Source organism: Pseudoxanthomonas gei, from assembly GCF_010119615.1.
GTDB lineage: Bacteria > Pseudomonadota > Gammaproteobacteria > Xanthomonadales > Xanthomonadaceae > Pseudoxanthomonas_A > Pseudoxanthomonas_A gei.
Genome location: NZ_QOVG01000001.1, coordinates 524,875 through 540,584, shown reverse-complemented (window position 1 = coordinate 540,584; position 15,710 = coordinate 524,875). Strand labels below are relative to the sequence as shown.

Here is a 15,710-nt window from a genome sequence, read left to right as displayed (position 1 = left end):
GGATCGAGAGCGACTGCAATGGGCTCGGTAAGCCGGCTCCATTACCGGTCAAGACTCTATGCCCGGGTATCACGAACGCAGCGGGAGAAATGCTCGAACATCGCCGGATCCGCGAGTGACTTTTCCAGAGCCGCCGCCGCCGCGTTCAATCGCAAGGCGCCCACGAACCCACTGCTGGCCTTCAACTGGTGCAGCGTCTTGTTCGCGACTTGCGGGTCGCCTGTATGCAATGCCAGCCGGATTTCATCGTGCTGGCGGCCAAGCTCGTCGAGGAACATCTTGCGCAAGGTGGCGACATGCTCATGGCTGCCATTGAGCGCGGCCAACGCAGTGGCCTGGTCCCATAGCGGCAGGGTGCCGAAAGTCCCGCCGGCCTCTTCCACGCGCATCGCGGGCGCCGGCGATGCGCCGAGCTGGCCGCGCACCGCCTCCTGCAACTGCGCCGCCGTTAACGGCTTGACCAGTACGCCGTCGAATCCGGCGGCACGCAATCGCGCATGCAGCAGGGGTGAATCATCGGCGGTGTGCGCAAGTGCAGGGATGCCAGGGCAACGCGCGCGGAGTGTTTCCAGCAGTCCGATGCCACTGCCGTCCGGAAGGTTGACGTCCAGCAGCCAGAGGTCGTGCCGGTCTTCCTGCGCCAAAGCGCTTGCCATCGAAGCGGCCGTCTCTACTTCCGCCGGCATTGCTTCCAATGCCGCGGCCATGAAACTGCAACTGATGGGATCGTCCTCCACCAGCAGCAGGCGCGGTTTCATTCCAGTGTGATCCGACATCGTTATGCTGCCTCCATGCTCCGTCGCGTCCTAGCGCTGCTCCTGCTGTTCCTGCTGCCCTTGCTGGGCATCGCCGCCCCGGCGCAGGGCAGGACACTGAGTGCCCGCATGGCGAAGGTGACCACACCCGTGGCCAGCCTGCAAGGCGTGAGCATACGACTGGATTGGCCGGCGGATGCCCAAAGTGGCCGGCTCACCTTGACCGCACGGCAGGTGCGGGCGCCGGACCTCGGCTACCGCTTTGACGATCTCACCTGGCAATGTCCCCTGCAGCGGACCGGCACTGCGGAAGGTTGGCGCTGTGAGGGCGAGATCAGGAGTGCCGGCCGCCAGCCGCTCAAACTGTCAGTGGACCTGGCCACCGCGACCACCGATGCCGCGCTTTCCGCCGGCAATACGGTCCTCTCCCTGCATCGCAGCGCGGCCACGCCCGACCTGACCCGGATCGACCTGGCCCGCGTGCCGCTGGCCTGGGCACAGGCGCTGCTGTCGCTGGCCTGGGACGAGGCCAACTTCAAGGCGGGCACGATGACCGGGTCGCTCGGCGTGCATACGCCGCAGGCACGACCCTTGCGCGTCGAAGGGCGCCTGGAAGTGAGCGGCCTGGGGTTGGATACGCCCGACGGCAGCATCGCTGCCGAAAATCTGGGCGCGCACCTGGACCTCGATTACCGCAAATCCGCCGGGCTCTCGCTGGTCACCGTCGAGGGCAGCCTGCGCGGCGGTGAAATGCTGGTCGGAAGTGGTTATGTGGCGCTGCCCGCAAGCCCGGTGGCCATCCGCATTGCGGCACGCCAGCAAGGCAATTCCGGCTGGGAGATCCCTCAACTGAGCTGGGATGACGGCGATGCGATGCGGGTGGAAGGGTCCATCGCGTTCGACCCGGGGGCAAACCTGCACGACGCAGACCTGCGCCTGGCCAGCAACAACATCGCGCCGCTGCGACCGCGCTACCTGTCCGGCTGGCTAGGGCTGGCCGGGCTGGGCGAGCTGGAGATGCAGGGCGGGCTGGATATGCACCTGCTGGTGCAGGGCGGTGTGTTGCAACGCGTGGAAACCGGTCTGCGCAAGGTCTCGCTGGTCGACGGGCAGCAACGCTTTCGACTCGAGGGGCTCAGCGGCAATCCCTTGTTCTCGGCGCATGCGCCCGCCAACAGCGAACTGAGCTGGACGGGAGGACACGTTCATGGCCTGGCTTTCGGTGCGGCGAGCCTGCCGTTGACCAGCGCGGCAGGCGAGATCGGCCTGCGCCAGCCAGTCAGCGTGCCGATGCTGGGCGGCAGACTGAAATTCGAGGATCTGGAGCTTCGCCCGCCGTCGGGCGGGCGCGGCCTCGAATTCGGCTTCGGCCTGGCCATCGAGGCCATCGATGTAGGTGAGTTGGCCAAGGCACTGGGATGGCCCGCCTTCCAGGGACGACTGGACGGGCGCATTCCCAAGGCGCGCTATGCCGACGACCGTCTCGACTTCGACGGTGCGCTCACCACGCACATGTTCGATGGCACCGTCCAGGTCACCGGATTGGCCATGGAACGACCGTTTGGCACTGCGCCCACGCTGGCAGCCGATATCACCCTGGACAATATGAACCTGCAGTCGCTCACGCAGGTGTTCGGCTTTGGCGAGATCACCGGCGCGCTGGATGGCAGCATCCGCAACCTGCGCCTGGTGGACTGGAGCGCGGAGGGTTTCGATGCCGACCTGCACACCGATCCTTCCTGGAAGGGCAGGCGCCGGATCAGCCAACGCGCCGTGCAGGATCTTTCCAACGTAGGCGGCGCCGGTGGCAGCGGCCTGGGCAGCAGCCTGCAGGCGCAGGCGTTGAAACTTTTCGAGGATTTCGGCTATCGCCGGATAGGCATCAGCTGCCGCCTGTCCGAGCAGGTATGCGACATGGACGGGCTCGGTTCAGCGGGCAACGGCTTTATTATCGTGCAGGGATCGGGCCTGCCGCGCCTGACCGTGGTGGGTTACAACCGGCGCGTCGACTGGCCTACGCTGGTTGATCGACTGGTGGCGGTCACCAAGGGCGAAAGCAAGCCGGTCATCGAATGATGCAGTCATCGGATCAACTAGGGAGAAGGAAATGAAGCGTTGGTTGGGAACCTCACTCGCGGCATCGCTGCTGCTCACTGCCTGCGTCACCATCAACGTCTATTTCCCGGCGGCTGAAGCCAAGGAAGCGGCCAAGGAGTTCGTCGACAAGGTCATCGGCGACACGGTGCCAGCCAATGCCAAGCCCACGCCCCCTGCTACAGGAGGCGGCAGTGCCTCTCTGCAAGGGCCGCAGCGGCCATTCAACTGGCTTGCGCTGGTCGGCATCGGCACGGCGTATGCGCAGGAAAGCGCCGACATCACCATCAAGACGCCGGCCATACAGGCCATCCAGGGCCGCATGGCTTCGCGATTCAGCGCGCAGTTGCGCGCCGGCTTCGACGCGGGCGCGCTCGGCCTCACCAGCGACGGCATGGTCGAGGTTCGCGATGCCTCCAAGCTGGCCCTGAAGGACCGCGTGGCCATTACCCAGGCGGTGGCCGACGACAACCGCGACCGCAAGGCGGTCTACCGTGAAGTGGCCGTGGCCAACGGGCACCCGGAGTGGGAAAGCCAGATTCGCGGGATCTTTTCCCAGCAATGGATTGCCAGCGCCCACGCGGGCTGGTGGTACCAGGCGGCGGGCGGCAGCTGGAAGCAGAAATAGCCTGAAGGCCGGTAGCCGGTAGCCGGTAGCAGGTAGCCGGTAGCCGGGAATCGGGAATCGGGAATCGGGAATCGGGAATCGGAATCTGTAATGTGTGGTCGCTGGGATGAGATGCGGACACGCAATCATCTTTACTGTCTCCCGGCTCCCGGCTCCCGGCTCCCGGCTCCCGGCTCCCGGCTCCCGCGTCTGCGACAATACGCACCCGCAATCGCATGCAGCTCCAGCCACGTGGCAAGACCCCGCACCCCCCGCATCGACAAGACCCCCTTCGAAGCCCAGATCGTCGACCACAGCCACGACGGCCGTGGCGTGGCCCGACGCGATGGCAAGACCCTGTTTGTTGGCGGCGCCTTGCCAGGTGAACGGGTCATGGCCGAACAGACCGCGAAGAACCGGCACTTCGATGAAGCCCGCACGGTCGAAGTGCTGCAGGCCTCGCCGGACCGCGTCACGCCGCGCTGCGAACACTTTGGCGTCTGCAGCGGCTGCGTGCTGCAGCACCTGGCCGAAGACAAACAGATCCTGCTCAAGCAGCGCGTGCTCCTTGAAAACCTGGAGCGCATCGGCCACGTCACCCCGCAGGAAGTGCTGCCGCCATTGACTGGCGACAGCTGGGGCTACCGCCGCAAGGGACGCTTCTCAGTGCGCCGTGTAGCCAAGAAGGAGCGGACGCTGGTCGGTTTCCGCGAGATCGACCCGCGTTTCGTTGCCGACGTACGCGTGTGCCATACCGTCATCCCGCACATCGGCGCACGCGTGGAAGCGCTGGCGCTGCTGGTGGAAAGCCTGGATGCGCGCAACGACATCCCGCAGATCGAGTTCATCGCTGGTGACGCGACCGTAGCGCTGGTGTTCCGCCACCTGTCGCCCTTGAACGAAGGCGATCGCGCGAAGCTGGCCGCGTTCGCGCAACTGCACGATTTCGCCATCTACCTGCAGTCCGGCGGCGTCGATACGGTGGTGCCGCTGTGGCCGGAAGCGCCGGAGCTTTCCTTCGCATTGCCGCAGTGGAATGTCGAGCTGGCCTTCCGCCCGCTGGATTTCATCCAGGTCAACGCCAGCCTCAATCAGAAGATGATTGCTCGCACCTTCGAACTGCTGGATCCGCAACCGCAGGACCGCATCCTCGATCTGTTCTGCGGGCTGGGAAATTTCACCCTTCCCATGGCGCGGCTGGTGGGCGAGGTGGTGGGCGTGGAAGGGGAAGCCGGACTGGTGCAACGTGCTCGCGAAAACGCCGAGCGCAACGGCTTGTCCAATGCGCATTTCCACGCCGCCGACCTGACCGAGGACCAGCGTGGCACGCCGTGGATGCGGCAGGGATTCAACAAGCTGCTGCTCGACCCGCCGCGTTCGGGCGCGGACCAGGTGCTCAAGCGGATGCCGCTGAAGAACATCGACCGGATTGTCTATGTCAGCTGCCATCCGGCCTCGCTGGCCCGCGATGCGGGCTACCTGGTGAAAGAGCGCGGTTACAAGCTCAAGGCGGCCGGTGTGATGGACATGTTCCCGCACACGGGCCACGTGGAAAGCATTGCCTTGTTCGAAACCAAATAGCTGTCAACTCGTTGAACCGAGCTCGGGCGGCTGTCCTCGAGCTGGAAACAATCACACGCGAAGCAACCGGGCAAGCTCGGTTCGGCGAAATCACACACACAGGCTGGTTGAACATGGGCATTGAAATCGAGCGCAAGTTCCTGGTCACCAGCGAGGCCTGGCGACAGGCGGCGCACAAGGTCGTGCCCATGGCGCAGGGTTACCTCAATGATCTGGCGATGGTTGAAGGCGGGGCGCAGAAAGCGTCAGTGCGCGTGCGCATCGAAGGCGAGGACGCCTACCTGAACCTGAAATCGCGCGAGCGCGGCCACACCCGGCAGGAATTCAACTATGCAATCCCGGTGGAAGAGGCCCGGGCCCTGCTGGCCCTGTGCGTCGGCGGGCTGATAGACAAGCTTCGCCATTACGTGAATTACGAAGGCCATCTGTGGGAAGTCGACGAGTTTCTCGGTGACAACGCAGGCCTGGTGGTGGCTGAAATAGAACTGCAACACGCCGATGAAGCCTTCGCCCTGCCTGAATGGGCCGGCAGGCAGGCTACCGATGCGCTGCGCTATTACAATCTGGCCTTGGCGTCGTATCCCTATTCGCAATGGACCGGCGACGAACGCTCCGCCACCGACCTTTCCTGAGGACTCAACACGCATGCTTGTCATCGGCATTTCCGGCACCGAACTCACCGCGCAGGAGCGCGACTGGCTGCAGCACGACGCGGTGGCCGGGATCATCCTGTTCACCCGCAATTTCGCCTCGCGCGAACAGGTGGTGGAGCTGTGCGCTTCGATCCGTGCCGCCTCGCCACGACCGCAGTTGATCTGCGTGGACCAGGAAGGCGGCCGCGTGCAGCGCTTCCGTGATGGTTACAGCCCGTTGCCTTCGCTGGAGAGGTTCGGGGCCCTGTATGCCACCGATCCTGCCGCCGCGCTCAAACTTGCCGAGGAACATGCCTGGCTGATGGCCAGCGAGGTGCGCGCCAGTGGCGTGGACCTGAGTTTTGCGCCCGTGGTCGACCTTGCGCGCGGCAACCGCGCCATCGGTGATCGCGCCTTCAGCGCCGATCCGCAGGTCGTGGCCGCATTCACCCGCGCATACGTGCAGGGCATGCACAGCGTCGGCATGGCCGCCACCCTCAAGCATTTCCCAGGGCATGGTACGGTGCTGGAAGACACCCACTTCGACGATGCAGTGGATCCGCGTCCGCTGGACGTGTTGCGCAAGGAAGACCTGGTGCCGTTCGTGGCCGGGATCGAAGCCGGCGCCGATGCGGTGATGCTGGCGCACGTGACCTATCCGGCGGTCGCGCCCGAAGCGGCGGGCTATTCGCCGCTGTGGATCAACGGGATCCTGCGCGGTGAAATGGGTTTCCGTGGCGTGGTGTTCTCCGATGACATCGGCATGGCCGCCGCCTTCTCCGCGGGTGGCGTCAAGGCACGCATCGACGATCACCTGGATGCCGGTTGCGATGTGGTGCTGGTATGCGCGCCGAAGCTGGTGGAGGAGTCCTTGAAGGCCATGGAAGGGCGCACTTCCAATACCGCGGCCTTGATCGGGCTGATGGGACGAGGGGGCCTGGGCTGGGATGGGCTGCTGGCCGATGCGCGCTACGGCGATGCGCAGTCGCGGCTGCCGATCGGCGCCACGGGCAACATCGCATGAGCCGTTCGCATCCGCTGGCGGCGGCGCTGGCCAACGCGGAGCTCGTCATCGATCGCGCCACGCTGGATGCGGCCATCACCGCCATGGCTGCGCCCATCGCCCGCGACTACGCCGGCGAGGTGCCGGTGTACCTGACCGTCATGCATGGCGCCTTGCCGTTCGCCGGCCAGTTGTCGCTGGAACTGGGCGCGCTGGGCCTGGACCTGGAATTCGACTACCTGCATGCCACCCGCTACCGCGGCGAAACCACGGGTGGCGAACTGGTCTGGAAACATCGTCCGGCGACTGCGCTTTACGGGCGCCGCGTGTTGCTGGTGGACGACATACTGGACGAAGGCTACACGCTGGCCGCGGTGCGCGAATGGTGCATGGAGCAGGGGGCGACCGACGTGCGCATCGCCGCGCTGGCCACCAAACAGCACACTCGCACCATTGCCGGCATCAGCGCCGACTACGTGGGGCTGGAAGTGCCGGACCGCTATGTATTTGGGTTCGGCATGGATTACCACGAGCAGGGCCGCAACCTGCCGGGCATCTATGCCCTGAAGGACTAGACGATGAATCGCATTGCCCTGGCAGTGATTGGCGGTACCGGCGTCTACAGGCTCGCCGACCTGCAGGACGTGGACACGCGGGAGGTGGACACGCGTTTTGGCAAGCCGTCCGGACCGATCCGCATCGGAACCTTGCTGGGCCAGCGGGTCGCGTTCCTGGCGCGCCACGGCGAAGGCCATTCGGTGCCGCCGCACCTGATCAACTACCGCGCCAACCTGGCCGCGCTGCAGGATATCGGGGCGACGCGGGTGCTGGCTCTGAACACCGTCGGTGGCATTGGCGATGATTTCGGTCCGCGCGTGCTGGCCTGCCCGGACCAGTTGATCGATTACACCTGGGGGCGCATTTCGACGATCTGCGAAGAGGCGGGCAGCGAGGTGCTGCACGTGGATTTCGGCGACCCTTACACCACCATGCTGCGGCACAAGGTCATCGCGGCCGCCCGCGTAACCGGCGTTTCACTCGTGGGGCATGGCTGTTATGGCGCAACCCAGGGTCCACGCCTTGAAACGCGCGCGGAAATCGCCCGCCTGCGGCGCGATGGCTGCGACCTGGTCGGCATGACCGGCATGCCGGAAGCCGCGCTGGCGCGCGAGCTTGGACTGGACTATGCCTGCCTGGCCATCGTCGCCAACTGGGCGGCCGGTTGCGGCGGCGGCGAGGAAATCACCATGGCCGAAGTACTGGCCAATGTGGAGGCCGCGTCGAACGGATTGCCGGAGCTGGTGGCCGAGCTGGCGCGAGGGTGATTGTCAACGCCGCCCGGTGTTTGCATACTCCGCCGGTGCGCCATGCGCACACACCACCACCCAACCAAGGAAATACCAGAGCTATGCCGTACGGTACCGTGAAATGGTTCAATGACGCCAAGGGCTTCGGATTCATCGCGCCGGAAGATGGCAGCGCCGATGTCTTTGCGCACCACTCCGCGATCAACAGCAAGGGCTTCCGCAGCCTGCAGGAAGGCCAGCGCGTCAGCTACGAGCTGACCCAGGGCCCGAAGGGCGCACAGGCATCGAACATCGAGCCCTCCGCAGCCTGATCTGAAATTTGCTTCACTTGAACCCCGCTTCGGCGGGGTTTTTTATGCCGCAAGCGCAGGGGCGGGCAATGGGCGTGGGCTTGAACTTGAACATCGCGATCGTCGGTTACGGTACGGCCGGGCAGGCGCTGGCCATCCTGCTGTCGCGTGATGGACATCGTGTCGAAGTGTTCGAACGCGCGGCCGAACCCGGGCCGGTCGGTGCCGGCTTCCTGCTGCAACCCACCGGGCTGCAGGTGCTATGGCAGATGGGCCTGTTGCCGGCAGCGCTGGCGCACGGCGCGCCGGTCACGCGGCTGTATGGCGAAACACCCGCCGGGCGTGGGGTCATGGACATGCGCTACCAGCACCTGGATCCGGGCATCTACGGTCTGGGCATGCAGCGCGGTGCATTGTTCAACCTCATGGCCGATGCCTGGGAAGGCCACGCCGGCCTGCATCGCGGCACGCGCGTGGTCAGCGTGGACGCGGACTCGGGCCGGCTGGTCGACGAACATGGATGCAAGCAAGGCCCGTTCGACCTGGTGATTGCCGCGGATGGTTCGGCTTCGCAATTGCGCGCCTCGGTGTCGGCCAGCCGAATCGATCGGCTTTACCCCTGGGGAGCACTGTGGTGCCTGTTGCCCAGTGGCGATTGGCCATGGCCCGACGAGCTGCGCCAGCGCTACGTGGCCGCGCGCAAGATGATCGGCATGCTGCCGGTCGGCACCCGGCCCGGCGACGACACGCCACGCCTGAGTTTTTTCTGGAGCCTGCCGACCTCCGATTTCGACGGCTGGCAGTCGCGCGGGATGTCGGCATGGCGCGACGAAGCGTGCGGCATCTGGCCCGAGATCAGCACGCGCCTGGAAGCACTCAGCGACTGCACGCAGCTGGCGCGCGCCAGCTACCGCGATGCGATCCAGCATCGCTGGCATCGCGGCAGGCTGGTCCTGGCCGGCGATGCGGCGCACGCGATGAGCCCGCAGCTGGGTCAGGGCGTGAACATGGCGCTGATGGACGCGATGGCCTTGCGCGATGCCTTGCGTACCGAAAACAGCGTCGATGCAGCGCTGGCGCACTACCAGCAGGTGCGACGCCGGCATGTCTCCATCTACCATTTCTGGAGCCACTGGCTGACCCCGCTGTTCCAGTCCGACCATGGCACCGTGGCCAGGATCCGCGATGCGAGCTTCCTGCCGCTCGGCAGGCTGCCTGGTGGACGTGGGCACATGCTGCGCATCCTCAGCGGCACCCAGCAGGGCTGGTTCGGCAAGCTGGCCTTGCAGCAGGAATTCATGCGGGCGCTGGTGATGCATCGTCCTCCAGGCACGGCGCAATAAACGGACCACTGCAGAAGCGACGCAAGTCGCGAAGCCATTGCTGCAGGATCGGCTGATGGCGTCGCGCCGCTTGCGCCGCGCCTGCAACCGCAAGCGGGTTTCTACGAACGGCACGCATGGGCAGGCAGGGGAATCGCCTCGCCTTCCACGCAGGCGACCAGCTGTTCGCCTGCACCGAGCATTGGCACCACGCCTGCGGTGAATTCCGAGAAGGCAGGCAGCAGCAACATGCGTTCGCGCAGCCAGAAGGCCGGCCAGCGCCGGCGCATCCCCGGCAGGTCGGCAAGCGGATGCACATGGCCGCACAGCACATGCAGTGCGGGATGCGGGTCGGGGTCATGGCGCAGTGCGAACGGCCCGTCCTCGACCAGGGTGCCGGCCAGTTCGATGTCCAGGCCGGCCTGGGCCAGGGCACGGTCATGGTTGCCGGCCAGTGCGACCACCCGAAGCCGATCGCGTTGCGCACGCCACTGGTTCCAACCGTCGCGCCAGCGCGATGGCAGCGCCGGTCCGTGCAGCACATCGCCGAGGATCCAGAGTTCCAGCGCCTGCGTGGCAGCCAGCAAGGCGTCCAGTCTGGCCAGGTCGTGCAGGGTGCCGCCGGAGGGCAGGCCGATGCCCGCATGGCGGAATACATCGGCCTTGCCCAGGTGCAGGTCCGCGATCAGCAGGCGTCGCCGTGCCGGCCAGTGCAGGGCGCGCCCGCCGAGCAGGTGCACGGTCTCGCCGGCCAGCGTTGTTTCAAAGCCGGCTTGCATGCTTCTTCTCGAGCGCAGCGGCAGCGCGTTGCACGCGCGTTTTCCAGTCCTCGGTACTGAGCTGGCCGCGCGTGCTTTCGGCCCATAGCGGGAACGACAGCGGGGTCAGGCTCTTGAGCTGGTGCAGGATGATGTCGCGCTCCGCGCAGTCAGCCAGGGTGTCGGCCAGGCGCGATACTTCCAGCTGCGCCGACATTACTTCGCGCTCGGCCTGGGCCAGCAGCAGATGCCCCGGGTCGAAACGTTGCAGGACGTCGTAGAGCAGGCCGCTGGAGGCCTGCAGCTGGCGCTGGCTGCGGGGCGTGCGACCCGGCAGCGAAGGTGACAGCAAGCCGGATACGCGCGCGATCTCGCGGAACTGGCGTCGCGCCAGCTCGCCCAGGTTGAGGCTGGCGCGCAGGTCTTCCAGCAGGCCTGCCGGTGCGAGCAACTCGCGCAGCCCTGCCGCATCGAGTTCCGCCGGGTTGGCAGGCGACAGCACCAGGCCATAGTCATTGGCGGCGAAACTGAAAGTGTTGGCCTGCAGGCGGCCCCAGCGCGACGACAGCAGTGAAGCCAGGCCTTCATGTACCTGGCGGCCGGCAAACGGATAGACGAACAGATGGAGGCCGTCACGCGCGCGGATGGATTCGGCCAGCAGCTTGCCGGTGGCGGGCAGTGAGGACAGTCGCGCCTGCAAAGCCAGCAACGGCGTGATGGCACGCAATTCGGGTTCCTGGTGGTCGCCGCCAAACACGGCCTCCACTTCGCGGCCCAGTTCCGAAGAAAGCGGCATGCGTCCGCCCATCCACTTGGGCACCGTGCCCTGGCCGGATTTGGCAACCCGCACGTATGCGGTCATGTCCTCCAGGCGAACCAGTTCCAGGGTGCGGCCGGCGAACTGGAAGCGGTCGCCCCGATGCAACCGACTGACGAACGCTTCCTCCACCGAGCCCAGGCCGCCGCCACGCAGGAATTTGACGTTGACGCTGCCGTCGCTGGTGATGGTGCCGATGGAAAGCCGATGGCGCAGCGCGACCCGCCGGTCCTCCACGCGAAAAAGGCCATCGTCTCCACGCACTACCTTGTGGAAATCGGGGTAGTTGGAAAGCGCCTGGCCGCCCTGCACGATGAAGTCCAGGACGGCTTGCCACACGTCTTCATCGAGCCCGGCGAACGCATGGGTGCCGCGCACTTCTTCCAGCAGCTTGCCGCTTCCGAAACCGCCACCCAGCGCGCAACTGACGCAATGCTGGGCCAGCACGTCCAGCGACAGGCGCAGTGGATGGCGCGACTCTATGGCGCCGCGCGCGATGGCGCGTCGCGCCGCGGCGTACTCCACCAGTTCCAGCGCATGCGAGGGCACGCACACCACATGGCCGGATTCGCCCGGGCGGTGTTTCGCGCGTCCGGCACGCTGCATCAGCCGCGCGACGCCCTTCGGACTGCCCACTTGCAGCACCTGGTCCACCGCCGGGAAATCCACGCCGAGATCCAGGCTGGAAGTCGCCACCACGCAGCGCAGTGAACCGTCACGCAGGCCGGCTTCGGCGGCGGCACGCAGTTTCGGGTCCAGCGAGCCGTGGTGCAGGGCCAGCGTGGCTGCGTCTTCCGGCCACACCGCGCCCAATGCCTGGAACCAGAGCTCGGCCTGCGCGCGGGTATTGGTGAATACCAGGCTGGTGCGCACCGCCATCAACTTCTGCAGTACGCGCGACAGTTGCGACAGGCCCAGGTGGCCGGCCCAGGGAAAGCGTTCGCCGGCGGCCGGCATCAGCGTTTCCAGCTTCATCCTGCGGGGCGCCACCCCGGACACGATGGGAGCGTCGGACAGGTGCGGCAACAGCACGTCGCGTGCTTCTTCCACGTTGCCGAGGGTCGCCGACAATCCCCACAGGCGCATGTCGGGAGAAAGCGCGCGCAACCGCGCCAGCGACAGCTGCAGCAGCACGCCGCGCTTGTTGCCCAGCAGTTCGTGCCACTCATCGACGATCACGCCGCGGATGCCGGCAAGCTGTGGCGCGGTATCCGGATACGACAGCAGCAGTGAAAGCGATTCGGGCGTGGTCACCAGCACATCGAGCTTGCCACCACGCGCCAGCCGCTTGTCGCGCGCGCTGGCATCGCCGGTGCGCAGGCCGACCTGCCAGTCCAGGCCCAGCGCGTCGATGGGTTCGCGCAATGCACGCACGGTGTCTGTAGCCAGCGCCTTGAGCGGGGTGATCCACAGGACCTTGAGTTCGCGCGTCGCGTTCTTTTTTTTCAAGGGTGCGGGCGTCGCAGCCAGTGCCTCCAGCAACGGGCCGCCGAAGGCGGCCAGGGTCTTGCCGCTGCCGGTGGGCGTATGCAACAGGCCGGAGTCGCCCTGCAGGTAATGGCGCCAGAATTCGCGCTGGAAGGGCAGTGGCTTCCAGCCCCGTGCCTTGAACCAGGCGACCAGCGGTTTGTCGGAAGCGATGCGCGCCGCGGCGGCATTGGCCTTCATCGCGCCAGGGCCTGCAGGGTTTCCAGTCGATCGGCCTCTGCCATCGGCTTGTCGAGGCGCCAGCGCAGGATGCGCGGGAAGCGCACGGCGATGCCGGACTTGTGGCGTTTGCTGACGTTCACCGCTTCGAAGCCGAGCTCGAAGACGTGGTGCGCCTTGACCGAACGCACCGGACCAAAGCGCTCCAGCGTGTTGGCGCGGATCCAGCTGTCCAGCGACAGGATTTCCTTGTCATCCAGGCCGGAGTACGCCTTGGCCACCGGCACCAGGGTTTCGCCGTCCCAGACGCCGAAGGTGTAGTCGGTATACAGCGTGCTGCGGCGTCCATGGCCGGACTGGGCGTACAGCAGCACCGCGTCGATGGTCAGCGGATCGATCTTCCACTTCCACCAGTCGCCGCGGCGGCGTCCCGACTGGTAGGTGGATGCGGCGCGTTTCAGCATCAATCCTTCAACGCCCCGTTCGCGCGCGTCCTCGCGCAGCACTGCAGCGACGTCCCAATCCGTGGCTTCCACGCGTGGAGAAATGACGATGCGAGGATCGGCGTGTTCGCCCAGCAAGGATTCCAGCAGGGCGCGGCGTTCTGACAAGGGACGCAGTCGCAGGTCCTCGCCCTGCAGTTCCAGCAGGTCATAGGCCAGCACTCTTGCTGGAGTATCGGCGAGGGTCTTGGCCCCCGGCTTGCGGCGCTGGATGCGGGTCTGCAACGCGGTGAACGGCATCGGTGCGTCGCCCTCGCGCCAGGCCAGCAGTTCACCGTCGATGACGCAATCACGCGGCAGGGTGGCGGCCGCGACCTCTATTTCGGGGAAGCGCCCATCCAGGCGTTCCTCGCCGCGAGACCACAGCGCCACTTCGCCATCGCGACGGATCAGCTGCAGGCGGATGCCATCCCATTTCCATTCCAGCAGCCAGTCGCCAATGTCGCCCAGCGTGGGCGCCTCATTCTCCAGCGGCGAGGCCAGGAAGAAGGGGTAGGGCTGCTGGCGGTCTTCGGGCAGCTCCTCCACCGTCAGCAGCCTGCTCAGGAAATCGGGTGTGGGTGTCCAGGTACCCAGCATGCGCTGGGCGATGCGGGAGATCTCGATGCCCGACATCTCGGCCAGCGCCTGCTGCACCAGGCGTTGCGAGACCCCCACGCGCAACGCGCCGGTCAGCAGCTTGTTGAACAGCAGGCGCTGGTCGAACGGCAAAGCATGCCAACCGCCCACCACTGCGGCCCGTCGCAGTTCCGGTGCCTTGTTGGCGATGGGCAGCAGGATGCCTTCGATCCATTCCACCAGCGGCCGGTCTTCGTGAGTGCCGGGTGGATCGTCCAGCAGCAGGGTCAGGGTTTCGGCCAGGTCGCCGACGTGGTCGTAGCTGTCTTCCACCAGCCATTCCGGCTGTCCGCTTTCCTGTACGACCCATTCGCGCAGCTCGCGCGTATTGGCAATGCGCGCCAGCTTGCCGCCGGCCAGCAGCCACATGGCCCACGCAGCGTCGTCGGGTGGCGCTTCGCGGAAATAGCGGACCAGGGCCGCGCGCTTGTCGCCCGTGGCGGTGCTCTGGTCCAGTTCGGTGTAGAGGTGGGCGAACTGCTTCATGCGCGCGACCCGGGATGGTCGTGGGTCCCGCGCGGAAATATTCCACGCAGCTTTCGCAGTGGCGGGTTGGGCGCGTGCAAGCGCAACGTCCCTGGGTTCCCGCCTGCGCGGGAATGACGCCGGAAAAATTTCGCCAGGGCGATCATTCTTCCCCGCCATAGTCGGTACGGAATGCTTCCGCGGCGATGCCCTGTTCCTGCAGTGCGCGGATGATGGCGTCGGTGTTGCCGTGGGTGGCGATCACCCGCCTTGCGCCCGTCTCGCGTACGGTGCGGAACAGGTCCGGCCAGTCGGCGTGGTCGGATACGACGAAGCCGCGGTCGTAGTTGCGCCGGCGGCGATTGCCGCGGATGCGCATCCAGCCCGACGCGAAGCCCTGCTGGGCGCGCTTGAAACGGCGTATCCACGGACTGCCCGCGGCCGAAGGCGGAGCCATGATGAGCTTGCCGCTGAAATCGGCGCCCTTTTCCTGGTCCGCCACCAGTCGCGTGTCCAGCATGGCGATGCCCGATTGCCGGTAGACCTCCACCCCTGCGGCGATGGCCCCATGCAGCAAGGCAGGCTGGTCATCGAATGGCAGCAGTTCGGCGAGCACGCGCTGGGCCTTGCCCAGCGCGTAGCAATAAAGAATGGCGGCTTCGCCGCGCTCGCCGCAGTCACGGCGCCAGTCCACGATCTCGCGCGCCACGTCGGCCGTATGCGGCCAGCGGTACACCGGCAGGCCGAAGGTGGCCTCGGTGATGAAGGTATCGCAGGGCACCACTTCGAATGGCGCGCAGGTGGGATCGTGCTGGCGTTTGTAGTCGCCCGACGCGACCCAGACTTCGCCATCGACTTCCACCCGCACCTGCGCCGAACCCAGCACATGGCCGGCTGAATGCAACGACACTTTCGCCGCGCCCAGCCCGAAGCTCTCGCCATAGTCGTGCGCGCAATAGTTTTGCTCGCCGAGCCGCCAGCGCAGGATCGGCAGGCTCTGGATGGTGCAGTGATACTGGCCCATGCCGATGCGCGCATGGTCGCCGTGCCCATGGGTGATGATCGCGCGGGGCACCGGCTTCCACGGGTCGATGTGGAAGTCGCCCGCCGGGCAATACAGGCCTTCGGGGCGCAGCACGATCAGGTCTGGGGAGTGGGCGGGCATGCGAAGACTGTGGGGCAGGGGATGTGCACGAATTGCTAAGGTGCCGCGTTGCGATCTCACCCATCGCGACCCACTCTGTTGTGCAGGAGCTGCGTCAACTGCGACCCTGAATCCTGCAATCATCCTGGCGCAAACCTCACCCCACC

General features: G+C 66.2%; 14 protein-coding genes. 9 read left to right on the top strand and 5 right to left on the bottom strand.

The genetic code is table 11. The features are described from left to right. Positions 1 to 56: 56 nt before the first annotated feature. Positions 57 to 758, bottom strand: coding sequence for a response regulator (locus tag DT603_RS02395; RefSeq protein WP_162348232.1), 702 nt, complete (start codon positions 756 to 758; stop codon positions 57 to 59). A gap of 33 nt (positions 759 to 791) precedes the next feature. Here DT603_RS02395 and DT603_RS02390 point away from each other — a divergent pair, with 33 nt between their 5' ends. The 9 genes from DT603_RS02390 to DT603_RS02350 all read left to right on the top strand — a co-directional run bounded on the left by DT603_RS02390 (position 792) and on the right by DT603_RS02350 (position 9,612). After that, a complete protein-coding gene (locus tag DT603_RS02390) occupies positions 792 to 2,831 on the top strand; it encodes a translocation/assembly module TamB domain-containing protein (RefSeq protein WP_162348231.1) in 2,040 nt (679 codons plus the stop codon). Between the two features lie 31 nt (positions 2,832 to 2,862). Continuing rightward, positions 2,863 to 3,477 (top strand): YdbL family probable chaperone protein, encoded by a 615-nt coding sequence (locus DT603_RS02385; RefSeq protein WP_162348230.1) that lies wholly within the window; start codon positions 2,863 to 2,865, stop codon positions 3,475 to 3,477. 231 nt (positions 3,478 to 3,708) lie between these two features. Then, entirely contained in the window at positions 3,709 to 5,037 is a 1,329-nt protein-coding gene (gene rlmD, locus DT603_RS02380; RefSeq protein ID WP_162348229.1) for a 23S rRNA (uracil(1939)-C(5))-methyltransferase RlmD, read from the top strand. A 113-nt stretch (positions 5,038 to 5,150) separates the two neighbouring features. Beyond that, positions 5,151 to 5,669 (top strand): CYTH domain-containing protein, encoded by a 519-nt coding sequence (locus tag DT603_RS02375; RefSeq protein ID WP_162348228.1) that lies wholly within the window; start codon positions 5,151 to 5,153, stop codon positions 5,667 to 5,669. 13 nt (positions 5,670 to 5,682) lie between these two features. After that, positions 5,683 to 6,693, top strand: a complete 1,011-nt coding sequence (gene nagZ / locus DT603_RS02370; protein ID WP_162348227.1) for a beta-N-acetylhexosaminidase — start codon at positions 5,683 to 5,685, stop codon at positions 6,691 to 6,693. Further along, positions 6,690 to 7,247 carry a hypoxanthine-guanine phosphoribosyltransferase gene (locus DT603_RS02365; RefSeq protein WP_162348226.1) on the top strand — a complete coding sequence of 186 codons (558 nt, stop codon included), beginning with the start codon at positions 6,690 to 6,692 and terminating at the stop codon, positions 7,245 to 7,247. The genes nagZ and DT603_RS02365 overlap by 4 nt, the downstream gene beginning before the upstream one ends. A gap of 3 nt (positions 7,248 to 7,250) precedes the next feature. Further along, on the top strand, positions 7,251 to 7,997 hold the full coding sequence (locus DT603_RS02360) for an S-methyl-5'-thioinosine phosphorylase (protein WP_162348225.1): 747 nt from the start codon (positions 7,251 to 7,253) through the stop codon (positions 7,995 to 7,997). 83 nt (positions 7,998 to 8,080) lie between these two features. After that, the gene (locus tag DT603_RS02355) at positions 8,081 to 8,290 is read left to right on the top strand and encodes a cold-shock protein (protein ID WP_162348224.1); all 210 of its coding nucleotides are present in this window, start codon (positions 8,081 to 8,083) and stop codon (positions 8,288 to 8,290) included. A 68-nt stretch (positions 8,291 to 8,358) separates the two neighbouring features. Next, the gene (locus tag DT603_RS02350; protein ID WP_162348360.1) at positions 8,359 to 9,612 is read left to right on the top strand and encodes an FAD-dependent oxidoreductase; all 1,254 of its coding nucleotides are present in this window, start codon (positions 8,359 to 8,361) and stop codon (positions 9,610 to 9,612) included. Between the two features lie 101 nt (positions 9,613 to 9,713). Here the strand turns inward: DT603_RS02350 and pdeM are convergent, their stop codons facing one another. The 4 genes from pdeM to DT603_RS02330 form a co-directional block, all read right to left on the bottom strand. Further along, positions 9,714 to 10,370, bottom strand: a complete 657-nt coding sequence (gene pdeM, locus DT603_RS02345) for a ligase-associated DNA damage response endonuclease PdeM (protein ID WP_162348223.1) — start codon at positions 10,368 to 10,370, stop codon at positions 9,714 to 9,716. Then, positions 10,354 to 12,834 carry a ligase-associated DNA damage response DEXH box helicase gene (locus DT603_RS02340; RefSeq protein ID WP_162348222.1) on the bottom strand — a complete coding sequence of 827 codons (2,481 nt, stop codon included), beginning with the start codon at positions 12,832 to 12,834 and terminating at the stop codon, positions 10,354 to 10,356. The genes pdeM and DT603_RS02340 overlap by 17 nt, the downstream gene beginning before the upstream one ends. Continuing rightward, entirely contained in the window at positions 12,831 to 14,420 is a 1,590-nt protein-coding gene (locus DT603_RS02335; protein WP_162348221.1) for an ATP-dependent DNA ligase, read from the bottom strand. The genes DT603_RS02340 and DT603_RS02335 overlap by 4 nt, the downstream gene beginning before the upstream one ends. Before the next feature lie 142 nt (positions 14,421 to 14,562). Beyond that, positions 14,563 to 15,564 (bottom strand): ligase-associated DNA damage response exonuclease, encoded by a 1,002-nt coding sequence (locus tag DT603_RS02330; RefSeq protein WP_162348220.1) that lies wholly within the window; start codon positions 15,562 to 15,564, stop codon positions 14,563 to 14,565. Positions 15,565 to 15,710 lie beyond the last annotated feature (146 nt).